Origin of the sequence: Endozoicomonas sp. G2_2 (assembly GCF_017744135.1) — a bacterium.
Lineage (GTDB): Bacteria > Pseudomonadota > Gammaproteobacteria > Nevskiales > Salinisphaeraceae > Salinisphaera.
The window spans coordinates 242,644-263,205 of the sequence record NZ_JAGHQU010000004.1 but is presented as its reverse complement, the minus strand read 5'-3'; the positions used below and the strand labels follow the sequence as shown (position 1 = coordinate 263,205).

General features: G+C 64.5%; 16 protein-coding genes. 10 read left to right on the top strand and 6 right to left on the bottom strand.

The window, feature by feature from the left end; translation table 11 throughout:
* Nucleotides 1-61 precede the first annotated feature (61 nt).
* The 4 genes from J7355_RS06915 to J7355_RS06900 all read left to right on the top strand — a co-directional run bounded on the left by J7355_RS06915 (nt 62) and on the right by J7355_RS06900 (nt 5,504).
* Nucleotides 62-1,168 (top strand): hypothetical protein, encoded by a 1,107-nt coding sequence (locus J7355_RS06915; RefSeq protein WP_209061177.1) that lies wholly within the window; start codon nt 62-64, stop codon nt 1,166-1,168.
* Nucleotides 1,158-2,534: a hypothetical protein gene (locus J7355_RS06910; RefSeq protein WP_209061175.1), complete on the top strand. Its 1,377-nt coding sequence runs from the start codon at nt 1,158-1,160 to the stop codon at nt 2,532-2,534. The genes J7355_RS06915 and J7355_RS06910 overlap by 11 nt, the downstream gene beginning before the upstream one ends.
* 111 nt (nt 2,535-2,645) lie before the next feature.
* A complete protein-coding gene (locus J7355_RS06905; protein WP_209061173.1) occupies nt 2,646-4,301 on the top strand; it encodes a phosphoenolpyruvate carboxykinase (ATP) in 1,656 nt (551 codons plus the stop codon).
* A 174-nt stretch (nt 4,302-4,475) separates the two neighbouring features.
* Nucleotides 4,476-5,504, top strand: coding sequence for a putative solute-binding protein (locus J7355_RS06900; RefSeq protein ID WP_209061171.1), 1,029 nt, complete (start codon nt 4,476-4,478; stop codon nt 5,502-5,504).
* Between the two features lie 100 nt (nt 5,505-5,604).
* Here J7355_RS06900 and J7355_RS06895 read toward each other — a convergent pair whose 3' ends face one another.
* From J7355_RS06895 to J7355_RS06885, 3 genes are all read right to left on the bottom strand, one after another.
* Nucleotides 5,605-6,447: an FKBP-type peptidyl-prolyl cis-trans isomerase gene (locus J7355_RS06895; RefSeq protein ID WP_209061169.1), complete on the bottom strand. Its 843-nt coding sequence runs from the start codon at nt 6,445-6,447 to the stop codon at nt 5,605-5,607.
* A gap of 137 nt (nt 6,448-6,584) precedes the next feature.
* Nucleotides 6,585-7,901: an MFS transporter gene (locus J7355_RS06890; protein WP_209061167.1), complete on the bottom strand. Its 1,317-nt coding sequence runs from the start codon at nt 7,899-7,901 to the stop codon at nt 6,585-6,587.
* 190 nt (nt 7,902-8,091) lie between these two features.
* Complete coding sequence (locus tag J7355_RS06885; RefSeq protein ID WP_209061166.1) at nt 8,092-9,300, bottom strand: argininosuccinate synthase; 1,209 nt, start codon at nt 9,298-9,300, stop codon at nt 8,092-8,094.
* A gap of 212 nt (nt 9,301-9,512) precedes the next feature.
* On the opposite strand from J7355_RS06885, the gene rnt reads away from it, so the two are divergent.
* From rnt to J7355_RS06870, 3 genes are all read left to right on the top strand, one after another.
* On the top strand, nt 9,513-10,181 hold the full coding sequence (gene rnt, locus J7355_RS06880) for a ribonuclease T (protein ID WP_247739820.1): 669 nt from the start codon (nt 9,513-9,515) through the stop codon (nt 10,179-10,181).
* A gap of 109 nt (nt 10,182-10,290) precedes the next feature.
* Nucleotides 10,291-11,082, top strand: coding sequence for a GNAT family N-acyltransferase (locus J7355_RS06875; RefSeq protein WP_209061164.1), 792 nt, complete (start codon nt 10,291-10,293; stop codon nt 11,080-11,082).
* The gene (locus J7355_RS06870; protein ID WP_209061162.1) at nt 11,018-11,833 is read left to right on the top strand and encodes a lysophospholipid acyltransferase family protein; all 816 of its coding nucleotides are present in this window, start codon (nt 11,018-11,020) and stop codon (nt 11,831-11,833) included. Before J7355_RS06875 ends, J7355_RS06870 begins: the two co-directional genes overlap by 65 nt.
* On the opposite strand, the gene phaZ is transcribed toward J7355_RS06870, so the two are convergent.
* From phaZ to J7355_RS06855, 3 genes are all read right to left on the bottom strand, one after another.
* A complete protein-coding gene (gene phaZ, locus J7355_RS06865; RefSeq protein WP_209061160.1) occupies nt 11,793-12,779 on the bottom strand; it encodes a poly(3-hydroxyalkanoate) depolymerase in 987 nt (328 codons plus the stop codon). The genes J7355_RS06870 and phaZ overlap by 41 nt on opposite strands.
* A gap of 235 nt (nt 12,780-13,014) precedes the next feature.
* Nucleotides 13,015-13,863, bottom strand: coding sequence for an alpha/beta fold hydrolase (locus tag J7355_RS06860; protein ID WP_209061158.1), 849 nt, complete (start codon nt 13,861-13,863; stop codon nt 13,015-13,017).
* Nucleotides 13,847-15,553 (bottom strand): alpha/beta fold hydrolase, encoded by a 1,707-nt coding sequence (locus J7355_RS06855; protein ID WP_209061156.1) that lies wholly within the window; start codon nt 15,551-15,553, stop codon nt 13,847-13,849. The genes J7355_RS06860 and J7355_RS06855 overlap by 17 nt, the downstream gene beginning before the upstream one ends.
* Before the next feature lie 133 nt (nt 15,554-15,686).
* On the opposite strand from J7355_RS06855, the gene J7355_RS06850 reads away from it, so the two are divergent.
* The 3 genes from J7355_RS06850 to J7355_RS06840 all read left to right on the top strand — a co-directional run bounded on the left by J7355_RS06850 (nt 15,687) and on the right by J7355_RS06840 (nt 20,551).
* On the top strand, nt 15,687-17,057 hold the full coding sequence (locus J7355_RS06850; RefSeq protein ID WP_209061154.1) for a YihY/virulence factor BrkB family protein: 1,371 nt from the start codon (nt 15,687-15,689) through the stop codon (nt 17,055-17,057).
* 44 nt (nt 17,058-17,101) lie between these two features.
* The gene (locus tag J7355_RS06845) at nt 17,102-18,757 is read left to right on the top strand and encodes an AMP-binding protein (protein ID WP_209061152.1); all 1,656 of its coding nucleotides are present in this window, start codon (nt 17,102-17,104) and stop codon (nt 18,755-18,757) included.
* A gap of 132 nt (nt 18,758-18,889) precedes the next feature.
* Nucleotides 18,890-20,551 (top strand): AMP-binding protein, encoded by a 1,662-nt coding sequence (locus J7355_RS06840; protein ID WP_209061150.1) that lies wholly within the window; start codon nt 18,890-18,892, stop codon nt 20,549-20,551.
* The last annotated feature ends 11 nt before the right edge of the window (nt 20,552-20,562 follow it).

Below are 20,562 nucleotides of genomic sequence, written 5' to 3'. Positions count from 1 at the left end.
TGTCATTTATGCGGCGTTACGGGAGGATGCGCTGAATTGACGACGTGCGCGGAGGACGTCGATGGCAAAAAAGAAAAAGGCCCTGTTTACGGGTGGCGGCATTATGCTGCTGCTCATCGTGGCGTTGGTCGCGATGCGGCTCGCGCAAAGCGTCGACGACTCGCCCCCGCCGATGATCGCCGAGAAACAGGCCCAGCTCGCCGCGCTCGACGAACTCACGCAGGCCCACGAAAACTACGCCGGCGAGTTCAACCCCCGTGAACGCGAGCCCACGCTGCGCGATTCGGGCCGCGCCGCCGTCGGCCTGTTTATTCACAACACCTATTTCCGTATCGCCGGCGATATCGCCTTCGATACCGAGCACCTGTCGGCCCTGCTCGTACCCAAGGACGCTTCGCAGCCGGTCATCCTCGACGATCCCGGCTCTTTCGTGTTCCATCCGCTCAATGGTTCGGTGACCATGCCGCCGAAGGCCTTGGCGGCGCTGTTCAATCAGTATCTGACCGATTACGACGGGACCCAGCTGCGCAATACCACGGTACGGACGACGCCGGGCAAGCTGATCGTCGAAGGCGAGACCGCCAAGGTGCCCGGCCTGTGGCTGCCCTTTCACATGGAGGGCAGCGTACGCGTCGAACAGGGCCATCTGTTCGTGTACGAGCCGAGCAAGATCGAGGTCGCCAAGATCGAAGCCAAGGGGCTGCTCGAAAGCATCCGGCTGCAACTGTCGAGCCTGCTCGATATCGAGACACAGGGCGCCGAATTCTCGGGCAACAACGTCGTGCTCGATCTCAATCATTCGCTGCCGCCGCCCGCGCAGGACGTGAACGTCGCGAACATGTCGATCGACGAGGCCGGCGTGCATCTGACGTTCTCCAGCGATTTCAATCCCGAGTTCCCGCCCACGATCGTGGATTCCGACAGCTACGTCATGATCCAGGGCGGCGATATCAAGACGTTTCGCGCGGTAATCACCGAAGCGCGCCTGCAGATGGTGGCCCAGGACGGCGGCAAGCTCGACGCCTCGCTCTACAGCTATCGCGAACAGATTCTGGCCGGCCTGTTCGATGCCACCCCGGCCGGCGAACTGGTGGCCTATCTGGGCCCCTACCAGCCGGCGGACTACCTGCCGCCTGCCCAGCCGGAGGATGACGACGATGCGTCCTGATTTCATGCGCCTGTCGGGCGCGGCCGTCGATCGCAACAGGGCGAACAAAGGCGGACCGGCTTGCGCACTGGCCGTACTGCTTTTCGGTCTGGTCGCGGCAACCGCCAACCCGGCGCTCGCCCAGGGCCAGATGCGTCAAACCGAAGGGCCTTCTTCAGCGGCCAGCGAAACCGCCGAGCCCGCCGGGTCGACCGAGGCCGAAGATGAAACGCAGGCCGACGAACAAGACGACGACGAAGCCTCGGATAACGAAGAGGCCGCGGAAACCGACGGCGGCCCGCCGAGTACCGGCGGGCCGGACAATCAGCTCGACCCGGACGATCGCATCGTGCCCTCGATCGTGCGCGAGCAGCGACAGCAGTACCAGGCGCTCGAGAAGGTCTGGGGTCAGCGCCGGGTCCCATCCGGTCTGGCCGGCGATATCGGCGCCGCCCGGCCCAGCAATTCCGGCGTGAGCTCGGTCGCGCTCGAGGCCCGCAACGTCGATTTCTATCTCGACGACGAGGTCGGCTACCACGTCAAGCATCTTAAGGCGGCACTGGAGCCGGTCGAGCCCGGGGAACCGGTCGATTTCGACGATCCGGAGCAGTACGTCATCCATATCCTGTCGGGCGAGGTGCTCATCCGGCCCCAGGATCTGGACGCGCTGTTCAACAACTACGTACTCACCTACGAACCGCGCGCCCTGTCGTCGGTCGAGAACCACACCCGCAAGGACACACTGGAAGTCACTGTCGGCGCGCGGCTGTTCCGTTTCATCCCGCCGGTCGGCGGATTGCCCACCACGCTCAGTGGTCCGATCAAGGTCGCCGAGGACAACTGGCTCGTCTATACGCCCGACTCCGTCAGCCAGTTCGGCATGCCGGTTAAAGGCCTGATCGACACGGCACAGCTGTCGCTGGCGGCTTTGACCCCCTTCGACCGGACGGGCGTGAAGCTGGAGGGCAACCAGCTGTTGATGAATCCGGAAACACTGTTCCCGCCGCCCCGGCTCAAGATCGACCGGATCACCGACGCGCAACTCGGCGACGAGGGGCTGACCCTGACCTTTGGCAGCGATACCAGCGACGCCGGCTATGTGGACCCGCCGGAACCGGCCGACAGCTATATCTGGCTGCAGTCCGGCGATGCGCGCTTCTATTCCACGCTCCTGGTCAACGCCAATCTGCAGCTGATGAGCGATAGCGACGAGCCGCTGGACTTCCATCTCTACCACTACCGCGCCCAGAGCGCGGCCGGCACGATCCGCTCGAAGCGCGATGGCGCTTTGATAGTTCGTGTTCCCAACACGTTCGAAGAGGATGATGTCGATCCGCAGCAGAACAGCGGATTGACGCCGCGCTCGTCAGACAGCAACGGCGGCTAGCACGGCGCCTGCCGGTCTCGCGCGCGCCCGTATGTTGCCACGGTATGGCCTTATCGGTAATCTGCGCGTTTTTGCCGGCCCGGCAGGCCCGCCAGTCCAGGACGAGTGCACATGAGTTTGAATGCCGAGTTGAATACGACACTGGGCCTGGACGGCCTCGAGTATCGCCATAATCTCAGCAAGGACGATCTCTTCCGCGAAGCGCTCGCCAATGACCGCGGCCGTATCCGGGCCGACGGGCCGGACGACGAACCCAAGGCCTATGAAACCGCGCTCGGTCTTGAAGGGCCGCTGGTCTACTACTCGGACCCGAGCTGCACCGGCCGTCCCGTCCAGGACACCTTCGCCGTGGCCTGGCCCGAAGTACAGGACAAGGTCTGGTGGAAGTCCGACTTCCAGCAATTCGATCCGGCCCATTTCGGCCCGCTGCTCGAGCGCGTCGCACAGCACCTGAACGAACGCGGTCGCCATCTCTACGTACAGGACGTCTACTGCGGCTGGGATCCGTCCTATGCCGTGCCGTATCGCTTCGTGGGCGAATTCGCCACCCACGCCCTGTTCGCGACCAACATGTTCGCCGACGGCGTGGACGTCGCGAACCCGGACGACAAACGCTGGACGCTGCTCAACGTCCCCAGTTTCCACTGCGACCCGGAACGCGACGGCACCAAATCCGGCCGCGCGGTCATCGTCGACATGCGCAACCGCATCGGCCTGGTTCTCGGCCGCGCGGATTATTGCGGCGTGGTCAAGAAGACCATGTTCACGGTAATGAACTACATGCTGCCGGAAATGGGCGAGATGCCCATGCACTGCTCGGCAAACGTCGGCGCGCGCGGTGATGGCGCCATCCTGTTCGGCCTGTCCGGTACCGGCAAGACGACCCTGTCGGCCGATCCCGCCCGCGAACTGATCGGCGACGACGAACACGCCTGGACCACCGACGGCGTCTCCAATTTCGAGGGCGGCTGCTATGCCAAGCTCATCGATCTGGACAAGGAGGCCGAGCCGGTGATCGCAGCGGCCCTGTCCACCCCCGGCTGCGTGATCGAGAACGTGCCGCCGCTGCCCGGCAAGGCCATGGCCGAAACCGATCCGCAGGATCTCGATCTGACCGACGGATCGATTACCGAAAACACGCGCCTGTCCTATCCGTTGTCGGCGAACCCCAACGTGGCCGACGGCGCCTGCGGACCGCATCCGGAAACCATCGTACTGCTCACCGCCGATGCCTTCGGCGTGCTGCCGCCGGTCTCGCTGCTGGACACCAAGGACGTGATGTATCACTTCGTGTCCGGCTTTACGGCGAAGCTCGCCGGCACCGAAGTCGGCGTGACCGAGCCCAAGGCCGCTTTTTCGGCCTGCTTCGGCGCACCGTTCATGGCGCAGAAGCCTTCGGTCTACGCCGAAATCCTGGCCGAGAAGATGAAGACGCACCAGGCGCGCTGCATCCTGCTCAACACCGGCTGGTCGGGCGGGCCGCACGGTGTCGGCAAGCGTATCTCGATCAAGCACACGCGCGCGTTGCTCAACGCCGCGCTGGCTGGTGATCTGGACCCGGGCAAGGTCGAGTACGAAAACCATCCGATCTTCAATCTCGCCATGCCCACCAGCTGCCCTGGTGTGCCGAGCGAGATCCTGAACCCGCGCAACACCTGGGACGACAAGGCCGCCTACGACAAACAGGCGGAAATGCTGCGCGACATGTTCCGCGACAACTATGCGGCCAAGGGCTTCGACCAGCTGGGTATCGAAGCCGTCATGTAACGCTCGCCCCGGCCGTCGGCCGAGGCCGCGCCTAAGCACTTTCGGCGACGATCGAAGCGGTATCGCGAAGCATCGGAGCCGGCGTTTCAGGCGCGATGTGAACAAGTGTTGACTTGATGACGAGGCGGCCCTAATGTGTACAACTGTTCACATTAGGGAATGGTACTCGCCGTCATGACACACCTGATCCGTTCCGGCCTCGCGCTGCTGATCGCCCTAGCCGCGACCACCGCGCCGGCCGCTTCCGACGACACTCGCCAGGCCTGCGTTTTCGACCCGGTCGGCGCCGATGGTTTCGTCTACGACCTGTTCCGCGATTACGCCGTTCAGGCACGCGAATGGGGCTATGATCTCGACATCCGCGCCTACACGGACGAAGCCGTCGCGGCCAACGACCTGAAGGCCGGCAAGTGCGACATGGCCGTTCTGTCGGGCGTGCGCACCCGTCAGTTCGTGAAGTTCGCCGGCAGCCTCGACATGGCGGGCGGCCTGCAACACTACGCGGATATGCGCAAGGCGATCGGTGCAATGTCGGGTCCGAAGGCGGCGCCGCTGATGCGCGCGAACGGCTATGAAGTCGCCGGCGTCGTACCGCTGGGCAAAGTGTTTCTGTTCGCGCGCGACCGCGCGCACCTCGCCAGCCTCGACAAGCTGGCCGGCAAACGTATCGCGATTCTCGAGTACGACCGCGCATCGCGTCTGATCACCGAAGAAGCCGGGGCCTCGCCCGTGCCCGCGAGCATTGCCTCGCTGGGGCCGCTGTTCAACAACGGCAGCGCCGATCTGACCTATGCGCCGGCTATCGCTTATGCGCCGCTCGAACTCGGCCAGGGCGTGACGCCCGATGGCGGCATGGCTAACTTCGTGCTCGCCATGCTCTCGGGCCAGATCGTTATCCATCGCGATCGCTTCGATGCCGACTTCGGCGCACGTTCGCGTGCCTGGGTGTTCGATACGCTGTTCGACACCACGCTGGCACGTGCCCGAAAGGCCGAAAACGCGTTGGACGACGACCTTTGGGTGGCCGTCAGCGAACAGCAGACCACCCAGTACCGCGCGATGTTTCGCCGCGTACGCGAACAGCTCTGGCGCGAAGAGTGGTACAGCCACCGCATGCAGCGCCTGCTCAAGAAAATCCGCTGTGCCGGAGATGCCGGGCTTGCCGAATGCAGCCAAGAGTCGGAAGGCGGCACGGTCTACTGAGGGCCGCGCATCATGCAGCCCGCACGAAAAAGGCCGCCGGCGTTCGCGCCGGCGGCCTTTTTCATCGCGATGATCGACCGGGGCCGATCATCCAGCAGCGCTACTCGCTGGCGTTACCGCCCTGCTCGCCCTGCGACGTGGCGTCGTCGCCGCTGGCGCCATCGCTCTTGTCGACGCTGATGAGCTCGACGTCGAAGATCAGCGTTTCGTTCGGGCCGATCTGGGCACCGGCACCACGCTCGCCGTAGGCGAGATCGGCCGGAATATAGAGCTCGTACTTGGCGCCCTGCTTCATCAGCTGCAGCGCTTCCGTCCAGCCGGGGATCACGGCGTCGACCGGGAAGGTGACCGGCTCGCCACGTTTGCGCGAGCTGTCGAAGACGGTACCGTCGATAAGCTTGCCGGTGTAATGCACAGTCACGCTGTCACCGGCGTCCGGGCTCGGCCCGTCCCCTTCCTCGACGACCTTGTACTGCAGGCCGCTATCGGTGGTTTCGACGCCGTCCTTGCCCTTGTTCTCTTCAAGAAACTGCTTGCCCTTGTCGAGATTGGTCTGCGCCTGCTCGTCGACCTTCTTCTGCTGGGCCGCTTCCATGTCCTGCACGAAGCCCTGCATCACGCCGTCGAGTTCCTTCTGGCTAAGCCGGGTTTCGTCGCCGTTGACGGTGTCACGCACGCCCTCGGCCAGCGAATCGACGTCGATGTCGACCGGCAGCTCCTTCAGCGAATTGCCGATATCCATGCCCAGCGCATAGCTGCGACGCGCTTCCGGGCTGTCGAAATCGCCGCTCTTGTCACCGCTGCCGGCCTGGCCGTCGGCCTGGGCGCTGCTGTCGCTGCCGTTCGAGGCCGACGCATCGCTCGAGGCATCGCCGGAATCAGACTGGTTACCGCATGCCGTGAGCGCGAACAGGCACGCCAAAAGAGCAACATATCGTTTCATTGAAATCATCCATGTCCATTTCTTGGAACCCGCAAGCCTACGCTAAAGCCCGAGGGAGAAAAAGGCGCTTTCACGATCCCGAAATGCCCGGCCGGCCGGCGCTCGCGTCGTCCGAAGACGACGTTGCCGGCGCCCGCTCAGCGGGCGGCGTCACCACCCCCGGCATCGGCCGTTCGGGTACCGGCAGCGACCGACTCGTCGAGAAAATGCGGGGTCTCGATATACACGTCGTGGCGCGGATCGAGTTCCAGGATGGCGGGGCTGGTGTTCGCCGCCACGATCGTGACGTAGCGGCCCTGTTCTCCCACGGGTACGGCCGGCGTGGTGAAGCCCCGCCAGAACACGTAGAGCGAATAGCAACCGAACACGGCCGCAAGGAACACGAACAGCCCCGCCGGGCCGAGCAGTTCCATGGCATAGGCGCCGGCCACCGGGCCGATACAGGTTCCCAGGCCGTAGGCCAGCAACAGGCCCGCGCTCGCGGCGATGGGGTCGCCGGTTTCCATGTAATCGTTGATCATCGCCAGGCTGATCGGATACAGGCAGGCCGCCAGCCCGAACAACGGTGCCGTCGCGACATACAGTACGCGCACATCCAGCGCACCACCCCAGGCCGCGGCCACTGCGGCGAGTGTGGCCACCGTGCTGATCACAGCGATCGTCAGACGACGGTCGAAGTGATCGGATAACCGTCCCACCGGCCACTGCACCGCCATGGTGGCCAGCACCGCGAAGGCCATGTAGCGCGAGACTTCGCCGAGACTCATGCCGATTTCGCTGGCGTAGACGGGCGCGAGGCTGCTGAACCCCGCCACGAGCGCCCCGCCGGCGATCCCGCCAAACAGACCACTGGGCGAGAGTGCATAGATCTGGCGAAACCGCAGCCGCTGTGCGGCACCGGGCGCCGGCGCCTCAGAGCGCGTCAGCGCGAGCGGCACCAGCGACAGGACGATCAGCATCGCCACCACGCTGTATATCGGATAGTCGTCGGTATCACCCAGCGCGACCAGATACTGACCGAGCGCCGCGGCGAAGAAGAAAACCACCTGGTAGACCCCCAGCAACGCGCCACGAATCGCGGGCGTGGCCCGGCCCGATATCCAGCTCTCGAGAACCATGATCAATCCAGCCGCGCAGAAGCCCACGAGCACGCGCAGCACCGCCCAGAGACCGCCGTCGAAAAGCATGGGGTGTATCAGCGAGGCCGCGCAGGCCACCGCGGCAAAGGCAGCGAACGAGCGAATCTGGCCGACCCGCCGCACCACGCGCGTCGCGAACAGCGAGCCGAACACGAAACCGACGCTGTGACAGCCCAGAATGAGGCCGACCTGGGTCGTGGTCAGGCCGTCCGAGGCCAGTTCCACGGCGACGACGGTCGTCAGCAGCGCGGTGCCCGCAATGAACAGCGTGAGGCTTGCGAACATCGCAGCCAGCGATATGACGACCTGACCCATGGGCTGCACCTCCAGCGTGTGACGCTGGCAGAGGCGAAAGCCGCGCGCAAGCGTGTTTAGGGCGCGATATTCTATGCCTGCTCAACGCATTGCGACAGTGTTTCTTCGCACAAAAAAGCGCGTGCCGCGACGGCGACACGCGCTTTGTTTGCTTCGCCTGCCGCGCAGGCAGGCCCGGCGCTAGCAGGCCCTAGCGCTGGCGATGCCCAAGACGTAGCCGCAGCGCGTTCAGGCGAATGAAGCCGGCCGCGTCCTTCTGGTCGTAGGCGCCGCGATCGTCCTCGAAGGTGGCGATCGCCTCGTCGAACAGGCTGTCCTTCTCCGAGGCCCGGCCGACCACGCTCACGCTGCCCTTGTAGAGCTTTACGCGCACGGTGCCGTTGACATGCGTCTGCGAGCGGTCGATCGCGGCCTGGAGCATCTCGCGCTCGGGCGAGAACCAGTAGCCGTTGTAGATGAGCTTGGCGTAGCGCGGCATCAGCTCGTCTTTCAGATGCGCGGCCTCGCGATCGAGCGTGATGGATTCGATGGCCCGATGCGCGCGCAGCATCACCGTGCCGCCGGGCGTTTCGTAGCAGCCACGCGACTTCATGCCCACATAGCGGTTTTCGACGATATCGATCCGGCCGATGCCGTGCGCGCCAGCCAGTTCGTTGAGTTTGGCCAGCACCTGATACGGCGTCATCGGGTTGCCGTCGATCGCGACGATATCGCCTTTCTCGAAGGTGAGGTCGATTTCCTGCGGGGTGTCCGGCGCGGCTTCCGGGGCCACGCTCCATTCCCACATCGCCTCTTCGGCCGGTGTCCACGGGTCTTCCAGCACGCCGCCTTCATAAGAGATATGCAGCGCGTTGGCGTCGGTGGAATACGGCGAGCCGCCGTCGGCCTTCTTGCGGATATCGATGCCGTTTTCCTCGGCATAGGCGAGCAGCTTCTCGCGCGAGTTAAGATCCCATTCGCGCCACGGGGCGATCACCTGGATGCCCGGCATCAGCGCATAGGCGGACAGCTCGAAGCGCACCTGGTCGTTACCCTTGCCGGTAGCGCCGTGGGCGATCGCGTCGGCGCCGGTTTCCTGGGCGATCTCGACCAGGCGCTTGGAGATCAGCGGACGCGCGATCGAGGTACCGAGCAGATACTCGCCCTCGTAGATCGCGTTCGCGCGAAACATCGGGTAGACGAAATCGCGCACGAACTCCTCGCGCAGATCGTCGATGAAGACTTCCTTCACACCGAGCGCCTCGGCCTTCGGTCGGACTTCGTCGAGCTCCTCGCCCTGGCCGATATCGGCGGTGAACGTGACCACCTCGCAGTTATAAGTGTCCTGCAGCCACTTGAGGATGACCGAAGTATCCAGGCCGCCCGAATAGGCCAGCACCACTTTGTTGACGTCGCTCATAGGCTTCGATTTCTAACGGTTGCGAGATGAATGGCTGAAACAGCCAGGCATTATACGCACGGGCCTGCCGCGCAGCACGATGGACGGGCGTGCGCCGTACCGCGTCTCGGGCTGCTCAGGGTCATCGACGGCGCATCGCGCGGCGGCACACAGCGCGTATGCAGGCATAGCCGCTCCGCCACGCCTGTTCGGCAGGCTGCTAGTATCGCGCCATGACAGAACTCGAACACCCCAACGACGGGGCCGAAACCGGCCTGCCTGCCATCGCCCAGCGCTTCCGAGGCTTTCTGCCTGTCGTCATCGACGTGGAGACCGGCGGTTTCAACAACGCGACCGACGCATTGCTCGAAATCGCGGCCGTCACGGTCGACTTCGATGCCGAAGGCGATCTCGAGCTGCGTGAATCGGTGTCGTACCACGTCGAACCCTTTGAAGGCGCGAACATCGAACCGGCCTCGCTCGAAGTCAACGGTATCGACCCGCACCATCCGTTGCGCCCGGCGCTGCCGGAGCGCGAGGCGCTTGCCCGCGTATTCAAGGTGGTACGCGCCATGCTCAAGGAAACCGGCTGCAAGCGCGCCGTCCTGGTGGGCCACAACGCGCATTTCGATCTCGGTTTCTTGAACGCCGCGATTGCCCGTACCGGCATCAAGCGCAGCCCCTTCCACCCCTTTTCCTGTTTCGATACGGCCACCCTGGCCGGCGTGGCACTCGGACAGACCGTACTCCGGCGCGCCGCCACAGCCGCCGGCATGAGCTGGGACAACGACGCCGCTCACTCGGCGCGCTACGACACCGAACAGACCGCGCGGCTGTTCTGCACCATCGTCAACCGCTTTCGCCCGGTCTACGAGAACATTCCGCCGCTGCCGCAGGAATAGGTAAAGACGCCGACGACCGCGCTGTCATCGGGCGGTCACCGAAACATCATCGTTCCTCAATTTGGCCTGCCTAGCCTGCGCATGACATCTACCGGCGAAAGGTCATGCCATGGCAGTTGCTGTACGCGCATTGCGCCTCCCCCAGACGGCGCGCACACCACAGGTTCGTCTTGCCCGTTCGACGGCCGATATCGAGGCCAGCCTGCGACTGCGCTATCGCGTGTTCGTCGAGGAAATGGGCGCCGACATCCCCCTGCAATCCGGCGGTCTGGAAAGCGACGCGTTCGATCGGCATTGCCAGCATCTGCTGGTGCATGACGGCGCCAGCGGCGAGCTGCTCGCCAGTACACGGCTTCTCGACAGCGCCACGGCCGCACGCCTGGGCGGCTTCTACTCCGAGTCCGAGTTCGAAATGGGCGCCGTGCTCGATCGCCCCGGCCGTTTCCTCGAACTCGGGCGCACCTGTGTGGCCCCGGCCGCGCGCCAGGGCGCGGTGATCGCCGCGCTCTGGTCAGGCGTGGGCGCCTTTGTGCGTGAAGGCGGCTATGCCCACCTGATCGGCTGCGCGAGTATCGACGCGCGCGACGGCAGCGACCGCGCCCACAGTCTGTACGCGGGCCTGCGCGGCGACGAACGCTCCGACGCTAACGCATGCGTGCGCCCGCGCCGGCCACTGCCGCCGGCGAGCGCGGCGAAAGCGCACTTCACGCGCCCGCCGCTGCTCAAGGCATATCTCCGGCTTGGCGCAACGGTCGGCGGCGCACCGTACTGGGACGCCGATTTTCATGTCGCGGACTTGTTCATGCATCTGCAAGTCGCTAACTTGTGCCCGCGATATGCCCGACACTTCCTTCACCGCCCCGCCGCGGCCGCTGATCGGTCGTCTTTCGCTGTGCCTTAAAGGCCTGCGCCTCGTCGCGCTACTGCTGCTCGGCGTGCTGCTGCTGCCGGTCGTGCCGTTGATCGGCAACCGATCCTGGAAGCTGGTGCGCTGGTGGCACGGGCGCATGCTGCGTGTGCTCAACGTCGAGATCGAGATCGACGGCGAGGTTCCGGTCGGCCCGACGCTTATCGTGGCCAATCACTGCTCCTGGCTCGATATCGTCGTGCTCGGCCACGCGTTCAACGCGTCGTTCGTCTCCAAGGCCGAAATCGGCGGCTGGCCGCTGGTCGGCTCCTTCGCCCGCGCGGCCGGCACGCTGTTTCTGGCCCGCGGAGCCGGCAAAACCTCGGAGACATCGGAAAAGATCCGTTCGGTGCTGGCGGCCGGGCGCTCGGTGCTGTTCTTTCCCGAGGGCACGACCACCACCGACCCGCAGCCGAAGCGCTTTCACGCGCGTCTGTTCGCGGCGGCCATCGACGGCGGTTATCCGGTGCTACCCGTGGCGCTGCGCTACTGCGACGACACCACACCGGCCGAGATGCACCATGCTCTCGCGCCCTGGGTGAACGAAGCGGCCCTGTGGCCGCACTTCCGGGACCTGTTTCGCGTGCACGACATGCGCGCCCAGTTGCGGTTGTGTGCACCCATCGACCCGCGCGGGTTCGATCGTCGCAGCCTGGCCGAAGCCAGCTACATGGCGATCAGCCACCGGCAATCGATGGCCGCGATCAAGTCCCGGCGGGCGGCAGCGAGTCGGCCGCCGCGGTGAGCGGCCTGAGAACGCCGTCCGGCGGCAGATTCTGCGCCGCGTAGTAATCCTGGCCATCGGTGCCGTCGTAGCGGCGCTCATTGATGAAGCGCTTGATCACCGCCGCACTCTCGTTCGCGCGCACCAGCAGGAACAGATGCCCGCCCCCGCGCACGATGTGCAGATAGGATTTCGGGATCAGCCAGTACAGCAGACGAATATTGACCAGCGGCATGACCGGGTCGTCGTCGCCCCCCATGATCAGCGTCGGACATCGCAGGCGATGCAGCCGATGCACGCTGGTCCAGCCCAGCCCGGCCAGCAGCTGGTTGATATAGCCACGGGTCGACGGGTCGGGCGAGAAATGCCCGTTGCGCTCCAGCAGCTCCGGACGACGACGCATGAGGCCCCCGTAGAGCGCCGGCGCAAGCTGGGCCAGCGTTTCGTTTTTCTGGAATCGGCGTGCGTTGGTCAGGCGCTTGAGCACGTTCGAGCGGGCCGGCAGCGCCAGCATGCCCGTCGAAGTGGCGGCCAGAACGAGGCGATTGGTGCGCTCGGGAAAATCCAGCGCGAACTGCTGCGCGAGTGCGCCCCCCCAGGACACGCCCGCCACGTTCACCGGCATGTCGTAGCCAAGCCGATCCAGCAATCGGGCCGACAGTTTCGCCAGCCAGCCAAAACGATGTGGCATGTTCAACGCCGGCGAATCCCCGGCCCCGGGTACGTCGAAAACGATGACTTCCACATCGTCGAGCGCGTTGACCAGCGGCAGCGTCATGTCGAGATTGGCCCCGATGCCGTTGAACAACAGCATCGGCCGCCCGCGGCCCCGCCGCACGCCGACACGTACCCGCACGCCGTCCACGTCGACGAATTCGACGTGCATGCGCGTGCGCTTGCGCAGCACGCTCAGGCTCGGCGGCAGGTTGCGACGTGGCGCCGGTTTTTCAGCGATAACTGCGCTCACCGTGGTCTTCGTCCTCCAATCCCCGACTTCGAGTATGCCGCAGCGGCACGCTCATGCAGATACGACCTTTGCCGCACTGCAATATAGCGAGTCTTTCACACGGTCACTGACCGCGTCCAGGGTCTCGTGCCGTCTCGTACGAGCCCCCGCCAAAAGCTTCCGGAAATGTTCGTTGGCGGAACACAAGGCGTCGCCCGTCTTGATCGCGGCGCGCGGTCGAGGTGGCAAAAGCCCTCTAGAACGTACTGTCCTGATCGGCTGCGCTGGGGGCAAACCTGGATTCGAGAAACTCGTCGAGAATCCGGACCACTTCATCGGTGCGTTCGAGCACGAACCAGTGGCCGCCGCCACGAATGATCTTGAGCTTCGCCTGCGGCAGCAGAAGCGCGAGCACGCGGGCGTTGACCATGGGCACGATGGCGTCGTCGTCGCCCGCCATGATCAGCGTGGGCACGTTCAGCCGGTGTAGCCACGGCAGGCTGCTGTAACCGGCCAACGCATAGAGCTGGGCCGCATAGCCGCGATTGGTTGGCGCGGTTGCGCGCGCCATGGCCTGCGCGATCGCGCCGCATTCGTCGTTGCGCCGACCACCGAAGACGCTTCGGGCATTCTGGCCATCCGGCGCGATCGCGCCCAGTGCGCCCGGACGCGCGAGCCGCATGAGGCTCGCTAGCCGGCCCGGAAACATAAGCTGCCCGCTCGAGGTTCCCGCAAGCACCAGGCGCCGCACCCGATCGCGATGCCCGTGCGCGAACTGCTGGGCGAGCAGCCCGCCCCAGCCGATACCCATGACGTCCACCGGCGTGTCGAGCCGATAATGATCGAGCAGCCTCGCCAGCAGACGGGTAAGAGCGGACATGCGCCGAAAGCGGCTGACATCCGCCGACGTGCCGATACCGGGCAGATCGAAACACAGCACCGGCCGATCGAGCGCGGCGACGAACTCGTCGAGCACGTCGAGATTGGCGATGAAGTCGTTGCACAGCAGCAGCGGCGTGCCGCGACCGGGCGTGAACACCGTATGCAGACGCTCGCCGTCGAGCGCCACGTGCTCGAGCAGACGCGGCTCAGATCTGGCGGACATAGCGCCCGGGGGCCGGTTCGACGGGACCGTAGTCATCGTTGCCGTAGACCTCGGGCGCCGGGATACGTTCGCCGCCGTGGCTTTCGCACCAGCGGACCCACGCCGGCCACCAGGATCCCCGCTGCTCGCGCGCGCCACGGCGCCAGGCCGCCGGATCGAGGCTGTAGTCGTCGTTCACGTAAAAACGTGCGCTGTCGTCATCCGGCGGACACAGGATCGACTGCACATGGCCTGCCGCACCGAGCACGAACCGCATGTTCGCGCGAAACATCTGCATCGAGCGGTAACACGCCTGCCAGGGCGTGATGTGATCGCGCGCGCCGGCAACCACGAACACGTCACGGTCGATACGACGGATATCGATTTCCACCCCGTCGATGGCGAAGTCGCCCCCGCTGCGCAGCCGATTGTTGCGATAGATCATCAGCAGATCGGCGTGCAGCGCGGCCGGCAGGCGGGTCGTGTCGCTGTTCCAGTAAAGCACGTCGAAGGCAGGCGGTTCGTTGCCCAGCACGTAATTGTTGACCACGAAATGCCAGATCAGCTCGTTGGGCCGCAGCCAAGCGAAGGTGCGCGCCATGTCGCCCCCGTCGAGCACGCCGGAGAACTGGGAGCGCGCGAGCGCGGCGGTCACGGCCGTGTCGTCGGCCACCCGCGCCAGCCGGCGGCTGCGCGGCGAGTCGAGCATGGTCACCAGAAGCGACAGGCACGACAGTTTCGATTGCTCGCCGCGACCGGCCAGCCAGGCCGCGGTGACCGCCGCGGTAAGACCACCCGCGCAGGCGCCGAGCAGTTTCACCGGCTGGTCGCCGCTGATATCGCGCACGACGTCGATCGCCCGCGCGGTGGAACGCACATAGGTCGCCAGATCCCAGTCGCGCTTGGTCGCGGTGGGGTTGCGCCAGGAAATCGCGAAAACCTGCTGGCCGGCCTCCAGGGCGTGGCGTATGAAACTCTTTTCCGGCGACAGATCGAGCACGTAATACTTGTTGATCTGTGGCGGACACACCAGCACCGGCTGCGCATCCACGGTCGCGGTGCGCGGGCTGTACTGGATGAGCTCGAACACCTCGTTGCGAAAAATCACCGCCCCTTCGGTCGTGGCCAGATTACGGCCGACCCGAAAAGCGCTCTTGTCCACCTGCCGCGGCAATCCGCGGTTGTGACGCAGATCCTCGATCAGATGACGCACGCCGGCCAGAATCGAACCGCCGCGCGAGCGCGCGGCCGCATCGTAAAAACCGGGATGGGTCACGAACAGATTGGTCGGTGCGCCCGCGGCCACCAGATGTTCGGCCACGAACAACAGCCGCCGGCGCTGATCGGCGCCGATACGCAGGCCATGCACCAGCTCGAGCAGCGCGCTCGACCAGGCCAGATAACCCTGCAAAAGCCGGCGAAATACCGGATTGTCGCGCCAGGCGGGGTCGGTGAAGCGGCGGTCCTCCGGGTCCGGACGCAGACGTGAGCGCCCGAGGGTGATGCGCGTCATCTCCAGCGACAGACTGGCCTGGGCCCGTGCCAGCGCCACCGGATGCGAGGCCAGCACCTTGAGCAACTCGCCCCCGGAGGAAAGCGCCTCGCCCCAGCGCGAACCCACGAACGCGTAGGCGCCGGTGAGATCGCGCAGCGCGCGCGGCGAGCTGTCACCGCTGCGGGTAATATCCTGATCCGAAGCGACTGCATTCATGGCGGGTCGGGTATCCAGTGGCCGCCGGGCGGTCTCGGCGACGGCGAAGCGAAATCCGGGCGTGGACCATACGAAATGGTATGGCAGACATGGTTACAATGCCGCTTGACCGACTTCAAGGGCAACTCGACGCATGCTCAGTGGGATAAGCACCCGTTTCAACGCCGCCATCTGGGAGCCCGAGCTCGAGAACATGAAGGCGCCCAGGCGCTGGGGCGTGACGGCCGTGCGTCTTGGCCAGGTCCTGCTGCGCGATATCCAGAACGGCGAGATTACCATGCGGGCTATGGGGCTGGTTTACACCACCCTGCTGTCGCTGGTGCCGCTGCTCGCTCTTGCCTTTTCCATGCTCAAGGCGTTCGGCGTCGACAACGCGCTGCGCCCGGTGCTGCATCGGTTTCTCGCGCCGCTCGGGCCGCAGGCCGACGACATCATCGACAAGGTGGTCGGCTTCGTCGAGAACGTGCAGGTCGGCGTGCTTGGGGCCATCGGCGTTGTACTGCTGATGTATTCCGTGATTTCGCTGATCCAGAAGGTGGAGAACGGCTGCAACTACATCTGGCAGGTCCGCAAGCCGCGTTCGCTCGGACGTCGTTTCACTGAATATCTGAGTGTGCTCATCGTGGGGCCGATCGTCGTGCTCGCAGCCAGCAGCATGACCGCCTCGCTGTCGAGCAACACGGTGGTGTCGTATCTGAGCACCATCGAGCCGTTCGGTACGTCGTTGTACGTGGCCGGGCGGCTCGTGCCCTATTTCCTCTACAGCATCGGCTTCACGTTCCTGTTCGCGTTCATGCCGAACACGCGCGTGAACCTGCTGCCCGCAATCGGCGGCGGGGTGTTCGCCGGCGTGCTCTGGCAGACCGCCAGCCTCGGGTTCGCCGTGTTCGCGGCCAATTCGAGCAACTACAACGCCATCTACTCGAGTTTCGCCATCATCATCCTGCTGCTGGTCTGGCTGTATGTCTCGTGGCTGATCATGCTCACCGGCTGTCGCGTGTCGTTTCTGCTTCAACACACCGAACAGCTGACCCGCAAACCCTACCCGCCACGCCTCGGTGCGGCCGATCGCGAGCAGATCGCGCTTCTGATGATGGGCCTGATCGGCTATAACTTCATGCAGGGCAATCCGCCGTGGCAGGTGGCGCGGCTGTCGCGCTACCTGCGCACGGCACCGGACCATGTCTACGCGATTGTCGACCAGCTTGTCGCGAAGAACATGCTGATAGAAAGTGGGGACACGAGCGTGACGTTGCTGCCGCGCCAGGACATTGAATGCCTGAAGGTCAGGGACATCATCGAAGCGGTACGCAGCGGCGACGCCGCCGCGGCGCCAGGCCCGCGCGATGACCGGCTCCACCGCGAAGTGGGTCGGTGGGTCGAGCGCAATGCGCAGGCGCGGGCCCAGACATTCGGGACGCTGTCGCTCAGGGAACTGGTGATCGAGACCATGCGCGACGGCGAGATTGACGATGCAGCCAAGGGGGCACAGCCGGTGCGCTGACGGGGATCCGTATCCGGCTGAACCAGATGCCGAAGGGAGGGCACATGGAAAAGAACTGGTTCGAAAACTATCCGATTGGGGTTCGGAACACTATCGATACCGAGGCTTTCGCGTCGGTGGCGGAAATTATCGACAAAAGCTGTCGCGAGTACGCCGATCGCAATGCGTTCTCGAACATGGGCACCACGCTGACTTACGCCGAGATTGCGGCCGAGTCGGAGGCGTTCGCGGCCTACCTGCAGCAGACGCTGGGCATGCGCAAGGGCGAGCGCATCGCGATCATGATGCCCAACTGCCTGCAGTACGCGACCGCCCTGTTCGGCGCCCTGCGCGCCGGGCTGATCGTGGTCAACGTCAACCCGCTCTACACCGCGCGCGAACTCGAACACCAGCTGTCGGATGCCGAGGTCAAGACGCTGGTCGTGATGGAAAACTTCGCGGCCACTCTGGAAAAGATCTACGACAACGTCCCGGTCGAGACGGTCATCACCACCCAGCTGGGCGACATGCTGTCGCCGATCAAGCGGTTACTGACCAATTTCGTGGTCAAGCGCGTCAAGAAGATGGTGCCGAGCTGGAATCTGCCGGGCGCGACCGATTTCAACACCGCCTTGGCCAGCGGCCGGCGCCAGCAGTTCGAGCCGGTGGACATCAACCGGGACGATCTCGCCTTCCTGCAGTACACCGGGGGCACCACGGGCCCGGCCAAGGGCGCGATGCTCAGCCACGGCAACGTGGTCGCCAACGTGCTCCAGTGCCAGGAATGGTTCAAGCCCGAAATGAGTGCCGAGGGCGAGCTGATCATCACGGCGCTGCCGATGTATCACATCTTCGCGCTCACGGTGAACACGCTGGTCTATTTCTCGGTCGGCGGCCACAACGTGATGATCACCAACCCGCGGGACATGCCGGCGTTCGTGAAGACGCTCAGCCAGTACCCCTTCTCGGCGATCACCGGCGTGAACACGCTCTATAACGGGCTGATGAACACCGACGGTTTCGCCGACCTGGATTTTTCCACGCTGAAGTTCTCGATGTCGGGTGGCATGGCCACCCAGCAGCCGGTCGCCGAGCGCTGGGCGCAGACGACCGGCAAGCCGATCATCGAAGGGTACGGTCTGTCCGAAACCTCGCCGGTGGCCACCTGCAACGCGCTCAGTATCAAGAGTTTCAACCACTCGATCGGCATGCCCATGCCTTCCACGGATGTCGATATCCGCGACGACGACGGCAATTCGCTGGCCCTTGGCGAGCCGGGCGAGCTGTGCGTGCGCGGCCCGCAAGTCATGCAGGGCTACTGGAACAAGCCCGATGTCAACGCGGAAGCCTTCACCGACGACGGCTTCTTTCGCACCGGCGACGTCGCGCGCCAGGACGAGAACGGGCTGTTCTATATCGTCGACCGCAAGAAGGACATGATCCTTGTGTCCGGCTTCAACGTGTATCCGAACGAGATCGAGGACGTCGTCGCCGGCCATCCCGACATTCTTGAGGCCGCCGCCGTGGGCGTACCGGACGAGAAATCGGGCGAAGCGGTGAAGCTGTTCGTGGTGAAGAAAAACCCCGGTCTCACCGCCGATACGGTGCGCGACTACTGTCGTGAAAATCTCACCGGCTACAAGGTGCCCAAACACTACGAGTTCATCGACGAAGTGCCGAAATCCAATGTCGGCAAGATTCTTCGCAAGGAACTGCGTTAACCGGCTGCCATTGGCAGCGAACAGGCCGCGATCCCGCTGCTGCGGCGGGATCGCGTGTGTGGCTGATATACTTTTCCCAAGCGTTCGCACCCAAGTCGTGCGGACCAATCTTGCCGATCATGAGGAGAATTCGTGGATAAAATCTGGCTAGACCGTTACCCCAAGGGCGTCGCCGCCGAAATCGATGCAAACGCGAGCGAGACGCTCGTCGACATCATCGAGGACGGTTGCCGGAACTTCAGCGACCAGGTCGCGTTCAGCAACATGGACTGCGACATCACCTACGCCGAACTGGAACGGCGCAGCCGCGATTTCGCCGCCTATCTCCAGAACGATCTCGGCTTCGCCAAGGGCGATCGTGTCGCGATCATGATGCCCAACCTGCTGCAATACCCCATTGCGCTGTTCGGCATTCTGCGGGCCGGCATGGTCGCGGTGAACGTCAACCCGCTCTATACCGCTCGCGAACTCGAGCACCAGCTCACCGACGCCGGCGCCCGCGCGATCGTGATCGTCGAGAACTTCGCCGCCACCCTCGAGCAGGTGGCGGACAAGGTCGCCCTCGAGGCGATCATCACCACGCAGATTGGCGATTGCCTGCCCACGGTCAAGCGCACGCTGGTCAACTTCGTGGTCAAGCGCGTCAAGCGGATGGTGCCAAGCTTCAACCTGCCCGGCGCCACGACGTTCAACGATGCGCTCAAGAAAGGCGCGAGCCAGACGTTCAAGCCGGCGGACGTCAAGCCCGACGACATCGCCTTCCTGCAGTACACCGGCGGCACCACGGGCCTCGCCAAGGGCGCGACCCTGCTGCACCGGAACATGGTGGCCAATATCGCCCAGGCCAGCACATGGCTGGACCCGTGGACCGAGCGTGGTAAGGAGCTGATCATCACGCCGCTGCCGCTCTATCACGTGTTCGCGTTGACCGCGAACTGCCTGGTGTTCTTGCAGCAAGGCGGCAAGAACGTGCTGATCACCAACCCGCGTGACATCCCGGCGCTGGCCAAGGAATTCGAAAAGCACCAGCCGACCGCCTTCACCGGCGTGAACACGCTGTTCAACGCGCTGGTCAACGACGAACACTTCGCCAAGCTCGACTTTTCGCGTCTCAAGCTCACCCTCGGCGGCGGGGCCGCCGTGCAGAAGGCGGTGGCCGAGAAGTGGAAGAAGATCACCGGCATCCCGTTGATCGAGGCCTACGGTCTGACCGAGACATCGCCCGCGGCCTGCATCAATCCGCTGGATCTCGAGGATTACAACGGTTCGATCGGCCTGCCGATTCCCTCCACGGAAGTCGTCATCCGCGACGACGAGGGCAATGACCTGCCCCTCGGCGAACCCGGCGAGCTGTGCATCCGTGGGCCGCAGGTCATGCATGGTTACTGGAACAAGCCCGAAGAGAACGAAAAGACCTTCTTCCCGGACGGCTTCCTGCGCACCGGCGACGTCGCGAAAATGGACGACAAGGGCTTCTGCTACATCGTCGACCGCAAGAAGGACATGATCCTGGTGTCCGGCTTCAACGTGTACCCGAACGAGATCGAGGACGTTGTTGCCCAGCACCCGAAGGTGCTCGAAGCGGCCTGTATCGGCGTCGACGACGAAAAATCCGGCGAGGCCGTGAAGATCTTCGTGGTCAAGAAGGACGACAGCCTGACCGACAAGGAGCTCATCGACTTCTGCCGCGAGCAGTTGACCGGCTACAAGGTGCCCAAGCAGGTGGCCTTCATCGATGAACTGCCGAAATCCAACGTCGGCAAGATTCTGCGCAAGGATCTGCGCGGCAAGTAAAGCCGCCTTCG